Annotated in this window: 18 protein-coding genes; 1 reads left to right on the top strand and 17 read right to left on the bottom strand. The window is 64.4% G+C overall.

Annotated elements, in window-relative coordinates:
• Window positions 1-3: 3 nt before the first annotated feature.
• From M0639_RS13995 to M0639_RS13970, 6 genes are all read right to left on the bottom strand, one after another.
• A complete protein-coding gene (locus tag M0639_RS13995; protein WP_003944990.1) occupies window positions 4-1,311 on the bottom strand; it encodes a dihydroorotase in 1,308 nt (435 codons plus the stop codon).
• A 26-nt stretch (window positions 1,312-1,337) separates the two neighbouring features.
• Window positions 1,338-2,282 carry an aspartate carbamoyltransferase catalytic subunit gene (locus tag M0639_RS13990; RefSeq protein WP_003944883.1) on the bottom strand — a complete coding sequence of 315 codons (945 nt, stop codon included), beginning with the start codon at window positions 2,280-2,282 and terminating at the stop codon, window positions 1,338-1,340.
• Window positions 2,279-2,920 carry a bifunctional pyr operon transcriptional regulator/uracil phosphoribosyltransferase PyrR gene (gene pyrR / locus M0639_RS13985; protein WP_003944977.1) on the bottom strand — a complete coding sequence of 214 codons (642 nt, stop codon included), beginning with the start codon at window positions 2,918-2,920 and terminating at the stop codon, window positions 2,279-2,281. The genes M0639_RS13990 and pyrR overlap by 4 nt, the downstream gene beginning before the upstream one ends.
• A gap of 173 nt (window positions 2,921-3,093) precedes the next feature.
• Window positions 3,094-3,591 (bottom strand): transcription antitermination factor NusB, encoded by a 498-nt coding sequence (nusB, locus tag M0639_RS13980; RefSeq protein WP_007728014.1) that lies wholly within the window; start codon window positions 3,589-3,591, stop codon window positions 3,094-3,096.
• On the bottom strand, window positions 3,592-4,155 hold the full coding sequence (gene efp / locus M0639_RS13975) for an elongation factor P (RefSeq protein WP_003944958.1): 564 nt from the start codon (window positions 4,153-4,155) through the stop codon (window positions 3,592-3,594).
• A 34-nt stretch (window positions 4,156-4,189) separates the two neighbouring features.
• On the bottom strand, window positions 4,190-5,284 hold the full coding sequence (locus M0639_RS13970) for a M24 family metallopeptidase (RefSeq protein ID WP_064075332.1): 1,095 nt from the start codon (window positions 5,282-5,284) through the stop codon (window positions 4,190-4,192).
• A 111-nt stretch (window positions 5,285-5,395) separates the two neighbouring features.
• Between M0639_RS13970 and M0639_RS13965 the strand changes: the two genes are divergently transcribed.
• Window positions 5,396-6,004 (top strand): B-4DMT family transporter, encoded by a 609-nt coding sequence (locus tag M0639_RS13965; protein WP_019748369.1) that lies wholly within the window; start codon window positions 5,396-5,398, stop codon window positions 6,002-6,004.
• Window positions 6,005-6,091: 87 nt separating this feature from the next.
• Here M0639_RS13965 and aroQ read toward each other — a convergent pair whose 3' ends face one another.
• The 11 genes from aroQ to M0639_RS13910 form a co-directional block, all read right to left on the bottom strand.
• Complete coding sequence (aroQ, locus tag M0639_RS13960; protein ID WP_003944916.1) at window positions 6,092-6,520, bottom strand: type II 3-dehydroquinate dehydratase; 429 nt, start codon at window positions 6,518-6,520, stop codon at window positions 6,092-6,094.
• A complete protein-coding gene (gene aroB / locus M0639_RS13955) occupies window positions 6,517-7,626 on the bottom strand; it encodes a 3-dehydroquinate synthase (RefSeq protein ID WP_003944873.1) in 1,110 nt (369 codons plus the stop codon). The genes aroQ and aroB overlap by 4 nt, the downstream gene beginning before the upstream one ends.
• Window positions 7,627-7,651: 25 nt before the next feature.
• Entirely contained in the window at window positions 7,652-8,161 is a 510-nt protein-coding gene (locus M0639_RS13950; protein ID WP_030536425.1) for a shikimate kinase, read from the bottom strand.
• A 13-nt stretch (window positions 8,162-8,174) separates the two neighbouring features.
• A complete protein-coding gene (gene aroC, locus M0639_RS13945; protein WP_003944974.1) occupies window positions 8,175-9,362 on the bottom strand; it encodes a chorismate synthase in 1,188 nt (395 codons plus the stop codon).
• 111 nt (window positions 9,363-9,473) lie between these two features.
• On the bottom strand, window positions 9,474-10,172 hold the full coding sequence (locus M0639_RS13940; protein WP_007728030.1) for a S1 family peptidase: 699 nt from the start codon (window positions 10,170-10,172) through the stop codon (window positions 9,474-9,476).
• Window positions 10,173-10,397: 225 nt separating this feature from the next.
• Window positions 10,398-11,021 (bottom strand): prepilin peptidase, encoded by a 624-nt coding sequence (locus M0639_RS13935; protein ID WP_030536426.1) that lies wholly within the window; start codon window positions 11,019-11,021, stop codon window positions 10,398-10,400.
• An 80-nt stretch (window positions 11,022-11,101) separates the two neighbouring features.
• Window positions 11,102-11,941, bottom strand: coding sequence for a shikimate dehydrogenase (locus M0639_RS13930; protein ID WP_003944839.1), 840 nt, complete (start codon window positions 11,939-11,941; stop codon window positions 11,102-11,104).
• Window positions 11,931-13,241 (bottom strand): endolytic transglycosylase MltG, encoded by a 1,311-nt coding sequence (gene mltG, locus M0639_RS13925; protein ID WP_042445689.1) that lies wholly within the window; start codon window positions 13,239-13,241, stop codon window positions 11,931-11,933. The genes M0639_RS13930 and mltG overlap by 11 nt, the downstream gene beginning before the upstream one ends.
• A complete protein-coding gene (gene ruvX, locus M0639_RS13920) occupies window positions 13,238-13,771 on the bottom strand; it encodes a Holliday junction resolvase RuvX (protein WP_003944838.1) in 534 nt (177 codons plus the stop codon). The genes mltG and ruvX overlap by 4 nt, the downstream gene beginning before the upstream one ends.
• 2 nt (window positions 13,772-13,773) lie before the next feature.
• Complete coding sequence (gene alaS / locus M0639_RS13915; RefSeq protein WP_064075333.1) at window positions 13,774-16,446, bottom strand: alanine--tRNA ligase; 2,673 nt, start codon at window positions 16,444-16,446, stop codon at window positions 13,774-13,776.
• 77 nt (window positions 16,447-16,523) lie between these two features.
• Window positions 16,524-17,936, bottom strand: coding sequence for a replication-associated recombination protein A (locus tag M0639_RS13910; protein WP_064075336.1), 1,413 nt, complete (start codon window positions 17,934-17,936; stop codon window positions 16,524-16,526).
• Window positions 17,937-17,973: the final 37 nt, after the last annotated feature.

The raw sequence follows: 17,973 nt of genomic DNA, 5'->3' as shown, positions 1-17,973 counted from the left end.
GCGCTACTCCTCGCTACTCCGCAGCCGCACATTCCCGTCGTGTGCGGTGATGCGGCCACGTAACAGTGTGGTCGTGACCCGAGCGGGCAATGTCATCGACTCGTACGGAGTGTTATGCGCGACACTCGCCAGGTCGGGACCGTGGACCGTCCACTCGGCCGACGGATCGACCAATGTCAGGTTCGCGGGCTCCCCCACCTCGATGGGACGGCCCTGATCGTCGAGGCCGACGATTGCCGCGGGGCGCTCGCTCATGACCCGGGCAACACCGCGCCAGTCCAACAGGCCGGGCTGGACCATCGTCTGCACGATGATCGAGAGTGCGGTCTCGAGGCCGAGCATTCCAGGGCGAGCGGCTGCGAACTCGCAGCACTTGTCCTGCTCGGCGTGCGGAGCATGGTCGGTCGCGACGCAGTCGATGATTCCCTCGGCCAGACCCTTGCGCAGCGCGGCAACATCACTGGCCTCACGCAAGGGCGGGTTGACCTTGTTGATCGCGTCGTACGTCTCGAGCCGTGAATCGTCGAGGAGCAGGTGATGCGGGGTGACCTCGGCGGTGATCGAAATCCCTTGGCTGCGAGCCCACTTCACGAGTTCGACGGTTCCGGCCGTGGAGGCGTGGCAAATGTGAACGCGGGCGCCGGCGTCACGCGCGAGCAGTGCGTCGCGGGCCACGATCGATTCTTCGGCTGCTCGCGGCCATCCGGCCAGGCCGAGACGCGCGGCCGTGGGGCCCTCGTGGGCGACCGCACCGACGGTCAAACGCGGCTCTTCCGCGTGCTGGGCGATCAGGACGCCCAGTGAGCTGGAGTATTCGAGCGCGCGACGCATGATCAGCGGGTCGTAGACGCAGTGGCCGTCGTCGGAGAACATCTTGACCTTGCCGACGCCTGCGGCCATGGTCGCCATCTCGGCGAGTTGCTTGCCTTCCAGGCCCGCTGTGACTGCGCCGACGGGGTGGACGTCGACGAGGCCGACTTCCTGCCCGCGTCGCCAGACGTGATCGGTGATGACCACCGAATCGGCGACGGGACTCGTGTTGGCCATCGCGAAGACCGCGGTGTATCCACCCAGAGCCGCTGCCGAGCTTCCAGTTTCGATGGTCTCGGTGTCTTCGCGGCCGGGCTCACGCAGATGTGTGTGCAGGTCCACGAAGCCGGGAAGCAGGATCTGCCCGCCGGCATCGATCACCTCGGATGCCGTGGCCGGATCGAGGTCCACGCCGATCTCGAGGATCGTGCCGTCGCCGACGAGTACGTCGGTGGGCTCACCTTCTCCGTAGATCAGGACTCCGCGGAGCAGGACACTCACGGGTGATTCTCCGTTCTCGTTTCTGGTCACAGCGCACCGTCCTCCGACCCGACCAGCAGTCGGAACAAGACAGCCATGCGCATGTGTACGCCGTTGGTAACCTGTTGCAGTACAGCGGTTTTCGAGGAATCGGCAACGGCGGATGCAATCTCCATGCCGCGCAGCATCGGGCCGGGGTGCAGGACCACCGCGTGATCGGCCAGCATCGCCAGCCGCTTCTCGGACAGGCCGTAGTTGATCGAGTACTCGCGCTGCGACGGGAAGAAGCCACCGTTCATGCGTTCGGCCTGAACCCGCAGCATCAGCACCGCGTCGAGTCCGGGCAGTTCCGCGTCGAGCGAATGCGAAACCGTGACCGGCCACGTGTGCGCACCGACCGGCAGCAGTGTCGGCGGCGCAACAAGAACAACCTCGGCACCGAGCATCGAGAGCAGCAGTGCGTTGGAGCGGGCGACACGGCTGTGCAGGATGTCGCCGACGATGGCGATCCGCTTGCCCTCGATGTCGCCGAGACGCTGGCGAAGGGTCAAAGCGTCGAGAAGCGCCTGAGTGGGGTGCTCGTGCGTGCCGTCACCTGCGTTGATGACTGCCGGGCCACCGTCGTCGGCCGCTCCGGTCCACTTCGCGATCTGGTGGGCGGCACCCGAAGCCGGGTGGCGCACGATGAGTGCGTCGGCACCGGCCGCGCGCAGGGTCATCGCGGTATCGCGCAGGGATTCACCTTTGGACACCGAGGAACTGGATGCGCTGACGTTGATGACGTCGGCACTCATCCATTTGCCTGCCACCTCGAAAGACACCCGGGTGCGCGTCGAGTTCTCGAAGAACACCGTCATGACCGTGCGTCCGCGCAGCGTCGGGAGCTTGCGTACCTCTCGTCCCAGAAGTGCCTGCTCGAACCGTTCTGCCTCGTCGAGAAGTTCTACCGCGGACTCACGATCGAGGTCCGCGATGGAAAGTAGGTGCTTCACGCGCTCTTACCCCCGGAGATGACTACCGCTTCCCTGCCGTCGTGCTCCTGGAGGAGAACCTTGACGTCCTCGGACCTCGCGGTCGGGACGTTCTTGCCGACGTAGTCGGCGCGCAGCGGGAGTTCGCGGTGACCACGATCCACGAGCACTGCGAGTTGGACCGCGCGGGGGCGGCCCAGATCGCGCAACGCGTCAAGTGCCGAGCGCACGGTGCGACCGGAGAAGAGGACGTCGTCCACGAGAACGACCAGCGCATTGTCGACGCCACCCTCGGGGACGGACGTGCGCTCGAGCGGGCGGTGCGGCTTGTTCCGGAGATCGTCGCGGTAGAGGGTGATGTCGAGAGATCCGATGGGAAGACGCACACCGGAGAATTCTTCGATCTTGGCGCGCAGTCGCGTGGCGAGGGTGGTTCCACGCGTCGGGATCCCGATCAGGACCACACGAGGGGCAGTTCCCTCGGGTCCGTCGAGTGCGGTCTTCTCGATGATCTCGTGAGCGATCCGCGCGATGGTCCGGCCCACATCCTGGGCGGACAACAATTCGCGGGTTTCGCTACCTGCCTCGGCACCGACCGGCGCCTTCGAGTTACCTGGACCTGCAAGATCGGATGGGCGAGACCCTTCGGGCACGCTCATGCAGCGACCTCCTTCTCCGCCTCACTGGACGGATCGTTAAAGGATGTCTGACGGTCCCCACCCTATCAGCCGACAGACCTGATCCCGCCGTGCGAGCAGCGACTCCGACCGGTTGTGTGCAGACACACAACGCGCACGGTGACACTCGCACGGCGGTGGTGGAACAAAACTTGCTACTCGGTACCCGAATCCGATTCCTGCGCGCGCTGGGAGGTCGCGGCCGCAGCCGATCGAACCTGCGGCGCAACGAGAACGACCTGGCCGAGGATTCCGTTGACGAATCCCGGAGAGTCGTCCGTCGAGAGCTGCTTCGCGAGTTCGACGGCCTCGTCCACGGCGACAACCGGCGGAACGTCCGTCGCGTGGAAGAGCTCCCACACGGCGATACGCAGAATCGCACGGTCGACGGCGGGCAGACGCTCGAGCGTCCAGTCCTGCAGATGCGAGGAGATGACCTGATCGATCCGGTCCAGATTCTCCGCAACGCCGGACACCAACGTGACGGTGTAGGCCGCGACGGGTGCTACCGCGTCGTCCTTGACGGACAGATCAGAACGCTCCGACGCCAGTGCGACCGGATCGAGGTCACGTGCCTCGGCTTCGAAGAGGAAGTCGACGGCACGCTTGCGCGCCTTGTGGCGTGCACCGAGTTTCTTATGTGTGCCGGACACTCAGGAATTCACACGCCCGAGGTAGTTGCCGTCACGAGAATCGACCTTGAGCTTGTCACCGGTGTTGATGAAGAGCGGGACGTTGATCTCGGCACCGGTCTCGAGGGTCGCAGGCTTGGTGCCGCCGGTGGAGCGGTCGCCCTGCAGGCCCGGATCGGTGTGCTTGACGACGAGCTCGACGGTGACCGGAAGCTCGACGAAGAGGGGAACGTCTTCGTGGGTCGCGACCTGGACTGCCATGTTCTCGAGCAGGAAACGCGACTGGTCGCCGACGGTGGATTCGCTGATCGACACCTGGTCGTAGGTGTCGCCGTCCATGAAGATGTAGTCGCTGCCGTCGTGGTACAGGTACGTCATGTCACGACGGTCGACCGTGGCGGTCTCGACCTTCACACCGGCGTTGAACGTCTTGTCCACTACCTTGCCCGAGAGCACGTTCTTGAGCTTGGTGCGCACGAAGGCAGGGCCCTTGCCGGGCTTGACGTGCTGGAACTCGATGATCGTCCACAGCTGGCCTTCGATCTGCAGAACCAGACCATTCTTGAAATCACTGGTGGAAGCCACTTGCTTCGCGTCTCCTAGGGGTCGGGAAACCGTCTCAGACGACGGTAAGGACTTTTGCGGTCAGTGTGAGCAGCTCTGGCCCCTGCTCACGAACAACGAGCGTGTCCTCGATCCGTACACCTCCGCGCCCGGAGAAGTACACGCCCGGCTCGACGGTCACCGCCGCGCCGGAAAGAAGTGTACCGGTGCCGAGCTTGCCGATCCCCGGTGCTTCGTGGATTTCGAGCCCCACACCGTGGCCGAGGCCGTGCAGGAACAACTCGCCGTAGCCTGCATCGTCGATCACCGCACGGGCGACGGCGTCGACTGCCGCACATTCGACACCCGGCGCGAGCGCGTCGCAACCGGCAGCTTGCGAACGCGCGACGAGCTCGTAAATCTCCCGTTGCCAATCGGAAACGGACTCGAGCACGTAGGTCCTTGTCATGTCCGAGTGGTACCCACCGACCTGGGCGCCGAAGTCGAGTTTGACGAAGTCACCCGACGCCAGGATCGCATCGGTCGGTCGGTGATGCGGAATCGCCGAGTTGGCGCCGGCCGCCACGATCGTCTCGAAGGAAATACCGTCCGCCCCGTTGTCGAGCATCAGATTTTCCAGCTCGCGGCCGACCTCTCGTTCCGTTCGGCCAGGTCGCAGACCACCGCGAGCGATCAACTGCGCCAACGCGACATCGGCTGCGGTGCACGCGGCTCGCAACAACTCCACCTCGTACTCGTCCTTGACCATGCGCAATTGTTCGACGAGTCCGCTCACCGGTTCGAACCGGATCTTCGGCGCTGCTTCGGTCCAAGCCCGATGTTCGGCGAACGTCGCCACATGTGACTCGAACGCGAGAACGGGCGCCGTGGACTTCTCGATCAAGTGCGCAGCACTCGAACGGGCGATTTCGGCCCGAAGGTCCGGCACCTGCTCTGACACCTGCGTCACGTAGCGGCCGTCGGTGCAGATCACCGTCTCACGCTCGTCGGACGCTGAATCCGATGCACTGACGACGAGCGCCGCATTGGAACCGGTGAAACCGGTGAGGTATCTGATGTTGAGGAGATCTGTGACGAGAATCGCGTCGAGTTCGCGCTCCGAGAGGAGGCGTCTGAGGGATTCACGGCGTGTTCTGAAGTCGACCGGCATCCCTCGAACCTACCGCCCGCGCAGACCTGCCGATCAACTCGAAACTCGCGGTTACAGCAATAAGTGTGGGTTAGGCCACAAGGTGTAATGGGTTCTAGTTAGGCTGTACCCATGAATGCGTGGTTGGTACGTGGCCTCGGCATGGCCCTGATACATGTTGTGTTTCGTGCGTTGCTCGGTGCAGCGATCGCACAGTGGCCACTTCAGGGGTCCACCCTGCGCTGGCTGTCCCTGTTGATCGTCATCGTCTTCGCCGCGATCTGGGGTGGTATCGACGGCATTCGTGACCGCCGGAACTTCCCCGAACCCGAGGACGGCGCCGATCTGACCATGCTGTGGCTCAAGGCCGCATTGGTCGGCGGGTTCGTCGCCGGCGCTGCCAGCTGGGCACTCAGCCTCGTCCCCTCCCTCGAACTGACCCAGCAGGGCTTGTTCTTCGAGGTGACCTCCGGTGCGGCGTTCACGATCCTTCTCATCTTCGTCCCCGCCATGATCGCCATCACCGTCGGACGCTTCTTCGTCAGCCGTGAACAGCGCAAGAACGGAACAGCTCCGCAGACCCCGTCCCATGAGCGTCACCACGAACCGGTGCCCGTCAGCGAGGGCTACGACTCCCCCACCGAGCAGCACGCATACAGCGGAGCCGCCATGTCCGTCGAGGAATCCGACGCCGATACCGCGGTCTTCCCAGCGATCGATCTGGGCAAGCGCGAGCAGTAACGCCCGCCGTCCACACAACCGAATGCGGCCCCGAGGATATTCTCCTCGGGGCCGCATTCGTGTGACTGTTTTTTCGACTTGCCTCGTTCAGCCTCGCTCGGCGAGGAACCTGATCGCCAGCGGATACGCGGCGACGCCGAGTCCGACGATCACTCCGGTCGCAATCGGACTCAGGTAGGAGTGGTGCCGAAACTCTTCTCGCGCATGAACGTTCGAGATGTGTACCTCGACGAGACCTGCGGTCAGTTCGGCGCATGCATCTCGCAGGACCACCGACGTGTGCGTCAAGCCACCGGCATTGAGGATCACCGGTTCCCCCGCGTCCGCCGCATCGTGGATCCAGCCGAGCAGATCACCTTCGTGATCGCTCTGACGGACGATCACCTCGACGCCGAGCTCCTTGCCTGCCGCGACGCACAATTCGATCAGATCGTCGTGTGTGGTCGCGCCGTAGACCTCGGGCTGACGCTTACCCAGACGCCCCAGATTGGGTCCGTTGACGACGTTGATCCTCACAGCAGGACCGTTCCGCCGGCCGGCCGCGCATCGCGGGCAATCGCGGAGTACGCCGCAACCAGCAGACTCGGATCCGGCCCCTCGAGGCGACCCGGCTTGGCCAGTCCGTCGAGGACCACGAAACGCAGCAGCCCGGCACGGTTCTTCTTGTCGGTCTGCATTCCCTTCATCAGATCGCCGAACGCATCACCGTCGTACGACGTCGGCAGCCCGACGAGATCGAGGATCGACTTGTGACGATCCGCGGTGGCGTCGTCGAGTCGGCCCGCGAGCCGTCCGAGTTCGGCAGCGAAGACCAGGCCGACGGAGACAGCGGCACCGTGGCGCCACTTGTAGCGCTCACGACGTTCGATCGCGTGGCCGAGGGTGTGGCCGTAGTTGAGGATTTCGCGCAGATCCGACTCGCGCAGATCCGCGGCCACGACCTTGGCCTTGACCTCTACGGAGCGCCGAATCAACTCGGGCAGAACAGTTCCCGACGGATCGAGAGCTGCCTTGGGATCGGCTTCGATGAGATCCAGGATCACCGGGTCGGCGATGAATCCGGTCTTGATGACCTCGGCCATGCCTGCAACGATCTCGTTGTGCGGCACAGTCTCGAGCGTCGCGAGATCGATGAACACCGCTCCCGGCTCGTGGAACGAACCGACGAGGTTCTTGCCCGCTTCGGTGTTGATACCGGTCTTGCCGCCCACTGCTGCGTCGACCATCGCGAGCAAGGTGGTGGGGACGTGAACTACCTTGACACCGCGCATCCACGTAGCCGCGACGAAGCCGGTGAGGTCGGTCGCCGCTCCCCCGCCCAAGCTCATGATCGCGTCGCTGCGAGTCAGGCCGATCCGGCCGAGCACGTCCCAGCAGAAGCCCGCCACAGCAAGATCCTTGCCGTCCTCGGCATCGGGGATCTCGATACGGTGGGCGTCGATTCCCTTCTCCGCCAACGCAGCCCGTACGGCCTCCGCGGTCTCTGCCAGCGGCGGCTGATGGAAGATCGCGACAGTGCGCGCGCCGTCGAACTCGGCAACGAGATCACCGAGCAGGCCGCGGCCGATCACGACCGGGTAAGGACTTGCGGTCTTCACCTCTACACGTACGGGTTCGGTCACTGCTCCACTACTCCGCTCCGGTTGTTCATTTGTCTTGAAGTTTCGACACCAGTTGCCCGACGACACGCGCCGGACTTCGGCCGTCGGTCCGAATCCGAATCGTGGCCGAACGCCGGTACAGCGGACGACGACGCCTCATCAACTCCTGGTACTTGACCTTGGGATCTCCGCCGGCCAGCAGCGGGCGATGATTGTTCGCCCCCGTGCGGCGAAGCCCTTCGGCGACACTGATCTCGAGGTAGATGACCGTGTGCCCCTGGAGCAGTTCGCGCGTGCGATCGGAGAGGATCGCACCACCGCCGAGCGAGACGATTCCGTCGGTGGCCTGCAACGCTTCGCGAACCACCGATTCCTCGATTTCACGAAACCGAGGCTCTCCGTCATGGGTGAAGATCTCCGGGATCGTCCTACCCGTGGTCCGTTCGATCTCGGCGTCGGTATCGACCAACTCGAGTTCGAGTGCCTGCGCGAGACGTCGACCGATGGTCGATTTGCCGGCACCGGGCGGACCGATGAGTACAGCCTTCGGCTTCATCGATACGTGAGTCCTATCGAGGCGGTCGGGCTGCGATGCCCTCGGCGTAACGACGGTAGTTGGCAGTGGTTTCAGCAATGGAATCACCACCGAACTTTTCGAGTGCGGCCTGAGCCACGACGAGCGCGACCATCGACTCGGCGACGACGCCGGCGGCCGGAACCGCGCACACGTCGCTGCGCTGGTGGATGGCAACCGCTTCCTCGCCGCTCTCCATGTCGACCGTCGCCAGAGCGCGCGGAACCGTCGAGATCGGCTTCATCGCGGCGCGAACTCGAAGAGCCTCACCATTGGTCATGCCACCTTCGATTCCGCCTGCGCGGTTCGTGGAGCGCACGATGCCGTCCGGGCCCGGACGGATCTCGTCGTGAGCTTCGCTGCCACGACGGCGCGCGGTCTCGAAGCCGTCGCCGACCTCGACACCCTTGATGGCCTGAATTCCCATGAGAGCAGCAGCAAGTCGTGAATCGAGACGCTCGGCGCCGCTGACGAAAGTGCCGAGTCCGACCGGCAGGCCGTGGATGACGACCTCCACGACGCCACCGAGGGTGTCGCCGTCCTTCTTCGCCGATTCGATTTCGGCGATCATCGACTCTTCTGCAGCCTTGTCGAATGCGCGGACCGGGCTCGCGTCGATCGCGTCGAGATCCTTGCCCTCCGGCACGGGTCCGACGTACGGCTCGGAAGCACCGATGGAAATAACGTGTGAAACGACCTCGGCACCGAATACCTGACGCAGGAAGGACCGTGCGACGGTTCCAGCGGCCACGCGGGCTGCGGTCTCGCGAGCGCTGGCGCGCTCGAGGACGGGACGCGCGTCGTTGAAGCCGTACTTGAGCATGCCGCTGTAATCGGCGTGTCCGGGACGCGGGCGCGTCAACGGGGCATTGCGAGCCTGATCGGCGAGCAGGTCCGGGTCGACCGGGTCGGCGGACATGATGGTTTCCCACTTGGGCCACTCGGTGTTGCCGATCTCGATGGCCACGGGGCCACCGAGCGTAAATCCGTGGCGGACACCGCCGATGATGGTGACCTTGTCGGCCTCGAACTTCATCCGTGCGCCACGGCCGTAACCGAGTCGACGACGGGCAAGTTCGGACGAGATGGCCTCAGAGGTCACTTCGACCCCCGCGACCATGCCCTCGAGCATCGCGACGAGGGCGGGACCATGGGATTCTCCGGCAGTTATCCAACGCAGCACGCCGACCATCTTTCCACGTCGCAGACCTCAGTTGTCACAGTGGTCCTCCCGGTGAACACAGATGGCCCACACGCACGAGGCGTGTGGGCCATCTCAGAGGTACCTGTGGGTCTAGAACAGGCGGAATCCTCCACCGTTTGCGTTGATGTCAGCCAAACCGATGTTGATGTCCGCCGAGTTGTCGGGAGCGTGGAACGGCGGCGGAAGCGGCTCGAAGCAGTACGGCGGGTAGCCATTGCTGATCAAGCCCACCAGGCGGTCACCGACGACGAGCGGTCCACCGGAATCACCGGGAATCGAGCACGTGTGCTCGACGATCTCACCGTAGACGGAGTCGTAACCCCAGGTGATACCGCACGTGTTGCCGGTCGAACGGCCTTCCTTGCACACGATCGTGCCCGGTGCCGGCGGGGCGCCGATTCCGTTGATCGTCGTGCCGCCGACGGTACGCAGCGGAGCTACCTTGGCGTCGTCGAGATCGATCACGGCGATGTCCGAGACCGGACTCGAGTAAGAGAACCGACCGATGGGTCCGGCCTCGGGCAGATACTCGGCGAACACCCGGTCCCCGACAACTCCGCAGTGTCCGGCGGTGAGTGCCACGAGAGAACCGGCGTTGTCGTAGCCGACCGCGGTCAACGTGCATGCTGCAACTCGGTCAGGATCGGAGTGATCCACGTCCGGCAGCAGGATTCCTGAGCCCCCGCCCAGTGCCACCGATGAAGGTGCAGGCGCGGCGCCGGCGACGCCCGCTCCTGCAGCCACAGCCGCCAAACAGGCTGCCGCGGCGACGAAAAGCCTTGTGCGCATAGGTTCCCCCGATAATCGAGTGCGAAACGAGATTCGTTTTGTCCCATTTCCGAAACCTCAGTGAACGTCAGGATGTGGACATTCGGCAAGTCCGACTCGCCGCATATTGGGACCGCGCGCTGGCAATACCCGCATTTATGAAACCGACGGTTACGTCTTTCCTGCAGTTCACCGTCCGTCGTTGAACGGTCAATAACGCCAGACTTCTCGCGGATGTTGCACTCGTCACGTCAGCCAGGCAAACGCAATCGAACCGCAGGCTGCCAGGCACATCGAGGGTCCGTGCGCAATGGGCGAATTGTGGGCTACCGGCCCTCGTCTTCGCAGTTCCAGCGCGGTGCCCAGCGTTGCGGTGAGCACCGAGGCAGACACCAACGACCACAGCCAGGCGTCCGCTCCCACCAATCCGGTCACGGCGCCCAGAGGAAGCGACAGCTTCACATCGCCGACGCCCATGGAACCAGGCGACATCACGTGCGCCAGGAGGTGGATTCCGGCGAGCAGTGCCGACCCCACCACCGCCACCCACACCGTTCCCGACACCGTCGCGTAGACCATCACGACGGCGTAGCCCGGCAGCGTGAAACTGTTGGGCAGCCGACGCACAGCCAGGTCGACAGTCGAGATCGCGACGCACCACCACACCACGGCGAGACCGGAAAATAGCTGCACCACCGAGGTATTCAGCGCACCGACGACAACCCAGCCTGTTGCGACGGCGCACTGCGGCACACAACAGAAAGTCACGACTGGTCGATAACCGTGTCGCCGCAACCAATTGTCGACGATCGCCCGAGCACCGAAACCAGCGACTACCCCCGAGCCTGCCAAGACCATCAACGTCCACATGGTTTCGAGCTTGGCGTCTGCCGTTCACCAGCGGCAGACTACGAATCGTCTTGTGGACTACCTCGACACTGTGAACAGACCTAAGCGATAGCGGCTGCCATCGCCTCTCGCGGAGCGGGCTTGCCCGTGAACTGCTCTACCTGCCCGAAGGCCTGATTGAGCAACATCTCGAGGCCACCGATCACCGTGCCATCGGCCGCCTCGACAACCGAAGCAAGTGGCGTCGGCCAGGGGTTGTAGATCGCGTCGAGGACAAATCGCGCCTTCCCCAATTGCTGGGCAAAGGGCGCTGCCGCTTCCGCGGGAACGGTACTGACCAAGACCGAGGATTCGGCGCAGATCCCGCCTAGCCGTGCGTCGTCGAAGGCGACCAGATCAATGTCCAACCCGACCGCGCCGCCGCATTCGATGGCACCGGATGCGCGCCCCGGATCACGCGCGACCACGGTGACCGTCCGAACTCCCATGTCGGCCAACGCGACCAATGCCGGCCGCGCGGTGCCGCCCGCGCCGACAACTACCGCCGAAGTGCCGCTGAGATCGCCGACACCGCCGGCGATCAACGCACCGCTGACTCCGTCGACGTCCGTGCAGTCGGCACGCCAACCGCCGTCGATGCGAACCAGGGTGTTGGCCGAGCCGATGGTCACCGCTCGCGGTGTGCGTTCGGTGGCATATTCGAGTGCTGCGATCTTGCCCGGCATCGTCACCGAGAGGCCGATCCATTCGGGGCCGAGTGAGTCGACGAGGGCAGGCAACTGCTCGCCGGTGCATTCGATCCGCTCGTAGGTCCAATCGCTCAGCCCCAAAGCCGCGTACGCCGCAAGATGCAGCAACGGGGACTTCGAGTGAGCGATCGGGCTTCCGAGAACTGCCGCCTTACGTGGCGTCGCGAGCGAAGTCGCGGTACTACCGTCCACTGTCGAGAATCCCACTTTGCTGTGCCAGTTCGATGTTGGCCAAATGCTCCTCGTAGCTCTTGGTGAAGAGCGTCTGGCCTTCCTTGTTGATCGTGACGAAGTACAACCAGTCACCGGCCGCCGGCGATTCCACGGCCTTCAGCGCGTCGATGCTCGGCGAAGCGATGGGCGTTGCAGGCAGACCCGGCATTGCGTACGTGTTCCACGGCGTGACGCGCTCACGGTCGGCATCCGTGGTTGCGACCTCGGTGGTGTCGAGTGAGTAGTTGACCGTGGAGTCGAACTGCAGAGGCTGATCGACTGCGAGTCGGTTGACGATCACCCGCGCGACCTTGGCCATGTCAGCGGGCAACGCCTCACGCTCGACCAGCGACGCTGCCACCAACAACTGGTACGGAGACATTCCGACCCCGCTGCCGGCTGTCAGAATTCCCGTGGCCTCGTACTTGGCGGCGCTACCCTCGACCAACGACCGCAGGATCTCGGTCGGCGTCGCAGTGGGATCGAAATCCCAACTGCTGGCGGCGATCAGGCCTTCGAGCTGACGGTCCTTGTCCGGCACGCTCTTGACCGACGACATCGCCCATTCGGGCACGCCGAGCGAAGCCAGATCGGAAGATGCTCCCGCAGTGTTCAATTCGTCTGTCGAGACACATTTCTGAGCGGAAACCGGGCCGACACAACTCGCCTCGGAAATGAGGTTGTAGATGCCCTTCTTGAGCGAGCCGGTCTGCGCGTCCGAACTGTCGTGCAGCTGACGCCCTTCGGCGATGACAACACTGCCGACTCGGGAGTCCGGGGCAACCAAGGTGTCGAGTGCGCTCGCGGCGCTACTCTGCACCGGCACCTGGTAGAAGCCGGGTTGCACCTTCTGGATCTCAGACGGATTGGCGATCGCCGCGTTGTAGAAAGCAGCGGAACTCGCGACGACGTTCTTCGCCTCGAGCGTCGCACCGATCTCCGATGCGGTTTCTCCACTGTTGATCTGGATGACCACGGGTGCGCCGCCGGGGCCGGCAAAATCCTCCGCGGTCTTGTTGCGATCCATGTACCAGAGAGCGCCGTATGCACCAACACCGAGGACTGCGATCACCAACACCAGCAGGGCGAGAACGCCGACCTTCTTGCCACGCTTGGCGCGCTTGTTGCGCGCTTCGCGTTGCTTGCGTGCCTCGGCTCGCGACATGTGCGGCGGATCGATGTTCTGCGGCAGTGCACGCATGACCATGGTCTCGTCGTTGTCGAAGTCGAACGAACTGGTGGGCCGGCTTCCGCCGCCCTCATCCCACCGCGCGTTCACAGATCGCCCTCCAGTGCAGCGTCCTTCGACGACTCCCCTGGTTTCACAGCTCTACTCCGCTCGTCCAGCCAGCCTTGCAGGATTTCCACCGCCGCAGCCTGATCGATCATCGGTCGCTGGCCGCGTGCCTTGACTCCACTTTCGCGGAGATTGCGCGCAGCCGTGACGGTCGTCAGTCGTTCGTCGGACAGTCTCACCGGGATCGGTTCGACGGCCCGCTGCAGTCGTTTGGCGAATGCAGTCGCGATACCGGCGGCTTTACCTTGCTCACCGCGCAGCGTCTGTGGCAGTCCGACGATAACCTCAACCGCCTCGTATTCGGACACGATGGCGATAATGCGCCGGATATCCGGCGCGTCGGGCCCACGCTCCTTCGAGCGTGGAACCGTTTCCACCGGTGTCGCGAGGATGCCGTCGGGGTCGCTGGACGCGACGCCGATGCGAACACTGCCCACGTCGATGGCGATGCGCCGCCCGCGACCAGGGTCGTCGATGCCGGGGCGATCGGGACCCTGCTGCGTAGCCACCACCGTCAGCTGCCGCCCGCCAGCTCTCCGACTCTGTCCCGGATCGCATCGAGCGCCGCCGGGATTCCTGCGGAGTCCGAACCCGAACCCTGGGCCATGTCGGGCTTTCCGCCGCCGCGGCCACCGATCTTGGGACCGAACGACGCGACCAGCTCACCGGCCTTCACACCGAGACCTTGAGCTGCCTTGCTCGAGGCGACCACGAACGGAACCTTGCCGTCGACATCACCGAGCAGAGCTACGACGGCAGGTTCGGAGCCGAGGCGACCCTTGATGTCCGTGACGAGGCTGCGCAGGTCGTTTCCGCCGACTCCGGCGGGAGCAGGCTCGGCGATGACGAGGACACTGCCGATGCGCTTGGCCTTGGCGACGTACTCGCCTGCCGACGCCAGCACAGCCTTGGCCTTGGTCTGCTCGAGTTCCTTCTCGGCCACCTTGAGTCGCTCGACGAGCGCCTCGACGCGGGCGGGCACCTCTTCCGAAGGAACCTTCAGCGAGGAGGAGAGTCCGGCCAGGAGCGCGCGTTCCTTGGCGAGGTAGCGGTAGGAGTCCAAACCGACGTACGCCTCGACGCGTCGGATTCCGGAGCCGACCGACTGCTCACCGAGCAGCGTTACCTGACCGATCTGTGCGGAGCTTCCGACGTGAGTGCCACCGCACAGTTCCATCGAGAACGGGCCGCCGATTTCGACGACACGAACCTCGTCGCCGTAGTTTTCACCGAAGAGTGCCATCGCACCCATCGCCTTGGCCTTGTCGAGATCCGTGACAAATGTGTTGACCGCGTAGTTCGACGCCACGGCTTCGTTGGTGAGTGCCTCGATGTCCTGCTTCTGGGAGTCGGACAGCGCGCCCTGCCACGAGAAGTCGAAGCGGAGGTAACCCGGCTTGTTGAGCGAGCCCGCCTGCACCGCGTTGGGGCCGAGCACCTGACGCAGCGCCGCGTGCACCATGTGGGTACCGGAGTGCCCCTGGGTTGCACCCTTGCGCCACTCGGCGTCGACGTGCGCGAGCACGACGTCGCCCTCGGTGATCTCGCCCTTCTGCACCGTCACCTTGTGCGTCCAGACCTTCTTGGCGATCTTCTGTACGTCGTTGACCTTGGCTTCGAGACCCGGAGCGGTGAGCGAACCGATGTCGGCGATCTGTCCACCGGACTCTGCGTAGAGCGGGCTTCGGTCGAGGATGACCTCGACGTCCTGACCGGCGTTCGCGACCGGGACACGGACGCCGTCGACGATCAGTGCGAGGACGTGAGCCTCGGAGACCAGCTCGTCGAAACCGGTGAACTCGGTGGCACCTCGGTCGAGCAGTTCCTTGTAGACCGTGAGGTCGGCATGGGCGTGCTTGCGCGCTTGAGCGTCGTCCTTGGCGCGCTTGCGCTGCTCGGCCATGAGCGCGCGGAAGCCGTCCTCGTCCACGGTGAGACCGGCCTCGGACGCCATCTCGAGCGTGAGATCGATCGGGAAGCCGTAGGTGTCGTGCAGTGCAAATGCCTGATCGCCGGCGATGACCGACTTTCCGGACGACTTGACCGTCTCGGCAGCATTCTCGAACAGAGCAGAACCCGAAGCCAGCGTCTTGAGGAACGCGGTCTCCTCGCCGACGGCGACGTTCTCGATGCGCGTGAAGTCGGTTTCCAAAACCGGGTACGACGGCGCCATCGTGTCGCGGACGACGACCATGAACTCGCGCATGGTGGGCTGCTCGCTGCCGAGCAGTTTGGCCGAACGCACGATGCGACGCAGCAACCGGCGCAGGACGTAGCCGCGGCCGTAGTTGCCGGGGTTCACACCGTCGGCGATCAACATCGCTGCGGTGCGTGCGTGGTCGGCGATGACGCGGAAACGGACGTCTGAAGTGTGGTCGGTCCCGTAGACACTGCCGGTCAGTTCGGCGGCCTTGTCGATGACGGGGCGGAGAAGATCTGTCTCGTAGACGTTTTCGACGCCCTGCAGGAGGAACGCAACGCGCTCGACGCCCATGCCGGTGTCGATGTTCTTCTTCGGCAACGGTCCGAGGATCGGGTAGTCGCCCTTGTTGGTGCCCTCGCCGCGCTCGTTCTGCATGAACACGAGGTTCCAGATCTCGATGTAGCGATCCTCGTCGGCTTCGGGGCCACCCTCGACGCCGTATTCGGCGCCGCGGTCGTAGAAGATCTCCGAGCAGGGGCCGCACGGCCCGGGAATGCCCATGGACCAGTAGTTGTCCTTCATGCCGCGGCGCTGGATGCGCTCTTCGGGCACTCCTACCTCGTCGCGCCAGATCGAGAACGCTTCGTCGTCGTCGAGGTAGACGGTGGCCCACAGGCGCGTGGGATCGATGCCGTATCCGCCGTCCTCGACCGAACCTGTCAGCAACTGCCAGGCGTGGGAGATGGCTTCCTTCTTGAAGTAGTCACCGAAGGAGAAGTTGCCCGCCATCTGGAAGAAGGTGTTGTGGCGGGTGGTGATGCCGACCTCTTCGATGTCCAGGGTGCGGACGCACTTCTGCACGGACGTCGCCCGTGAGTAGGACGGCGTCTGCTGCCCGAGGAAGAACGGCACGAACGGAACCATGCCCGCGTTGACGAACAGAAGGTTCGGGTCGTCGAGAATCAGCGAGGCGCTGGGCACCTCGGTGTGGCCGGCCTTGACGAAGTGGTCGAGGAATCGCCTGCGGATCTCGTGGGTTTGCACTAACCGGTCCTTACCTTCAAGAGCGTCGAGCTATGGGTGTCCAGACTAACGCGTCGGCCGGTGGAACCTGGCAGGCGTCAGCCACGAACTATTCGGCGAAGTTTGCTCACCCGATCGGCGATCTCCCGCTCGTTGCCGTGCGCGGTGGGCTGGTAATAGTCGACACCCACCAGATCGTCCGGTGGATACTGTTGCCGCAGAACACCATCACGTGTGTCGTGCGGGTACTTGTATCCGACTGCGTTGCCCAATTGCTCGGCGCCCTTGTAGTGCCCGTCACGCAGGTGCGGCGGTACCAGTCCGGATTTTCCGGCGGCCACGTCGGCCATGGCCGCGCCGAGTGCGGCGATGACCGCACCCGATTTGGGAGCCGTCGCCAGATGAATGGTGGCCTGTGCCAGCGCCAGACGAGCCTCCGGCATACCGATCAGCTGCACTGCCTGCGCCGCGGCGGTGGCAGTCTGCAGCGCCATCGGATCAGCCATGCCGATGTCTTCGCTGGCGTGAACCACCAGACGCCGTGCGATGAAGCGAGGGTCTTCGCCCGCGGTCAGCATCCGTGCGAGGTAGTGCAGGGCGGCGTCGACGTCTGATCCACGAATGCTCTTGATGAATGCACTGATGACGTCGTAGTGCTGATCTCCGGCACGGTCGTACCGAACCGCGGCCTTGTCGACACTGGCCTCGACGGTCGCGAGGTCGAGCACCACCGGGCCCGAAGCGTCACCGGCCGTGTCCAGTGCAGCTCCGGCGGCAGCCTCGAGTGCCGTCAGGGCTCGGCGGGCGTCGCCGGCCGCCAGACGAACGAGGTGTTCCATCGCGTCGTCGTCGATCGTGATCGCTCCGCCGAACCCGCGTTCGTCGGCGACAGCGCGCTCGAGCAGTTCCTGGACATCCGCAGCGGTGAGCGATTGCAGTTGCAGGACCAACGAGCGCGACAACAGAGCGGAGACGACCGAGAACGACGGGTTCTCGGTGGTCGCGCCGACCAAGAGCACGATGCGGTTCTCGACCGCGGCGAGCAAGGCGTCCTGCTGGGTCTTGGAGAAGCGATGAACTTCGTCGATGAACAAGACGGTTTGTTCGCCGTTCAGCAGGCGGCGGCGCGCGAGTTCGATGACACCGCGGACTTCTTTGACTCCGGCGGACAGAGCCGACAGAGCCTCGAACCGGCGGCCGGTAGCACCCGAGATCAACGATGCGAGCGTGGTCTTGCCGGTGCCGGGAGGTCCGTACAGAAGTACCGATGCGGCGCCGGACCCCTCGACCATTCTGCGGAGTGGCGCGCCGGGCCCGAGTAAGTGCTGTTGGCCGACAACTTCACCAAGAGTGAGCGGACGCATGCGGACAGCCAGAGGAGCACCGGACGGCACCGAGGACAGGGCGCGCTCGGCTACAGACACGACATCTGGTTCGTCGACGATCGCGGATTCCTCCGGAGTTGCCTCGAACAGGCCGTCTTCCGCCACCACGCCGTCTTTCGCCCCCACACTGTCTTCCGCTTGCCAATCGCTCACGAATCGACGC

The sequence above is a fragment of the Rhodococcus qingshengii JCM 15477 genome, assembly GCF_023221595.1.
Lineage (GTDB): Bacteria > Actinomycetota > Actinomycetes > Mycobacteriales > Mycobacteriaceae > Rhodococcus_F > Rhodococcus_F qingshengii.
This window is presented reverse-complemented; position numbering and strand designations above follow the sequence as displayed.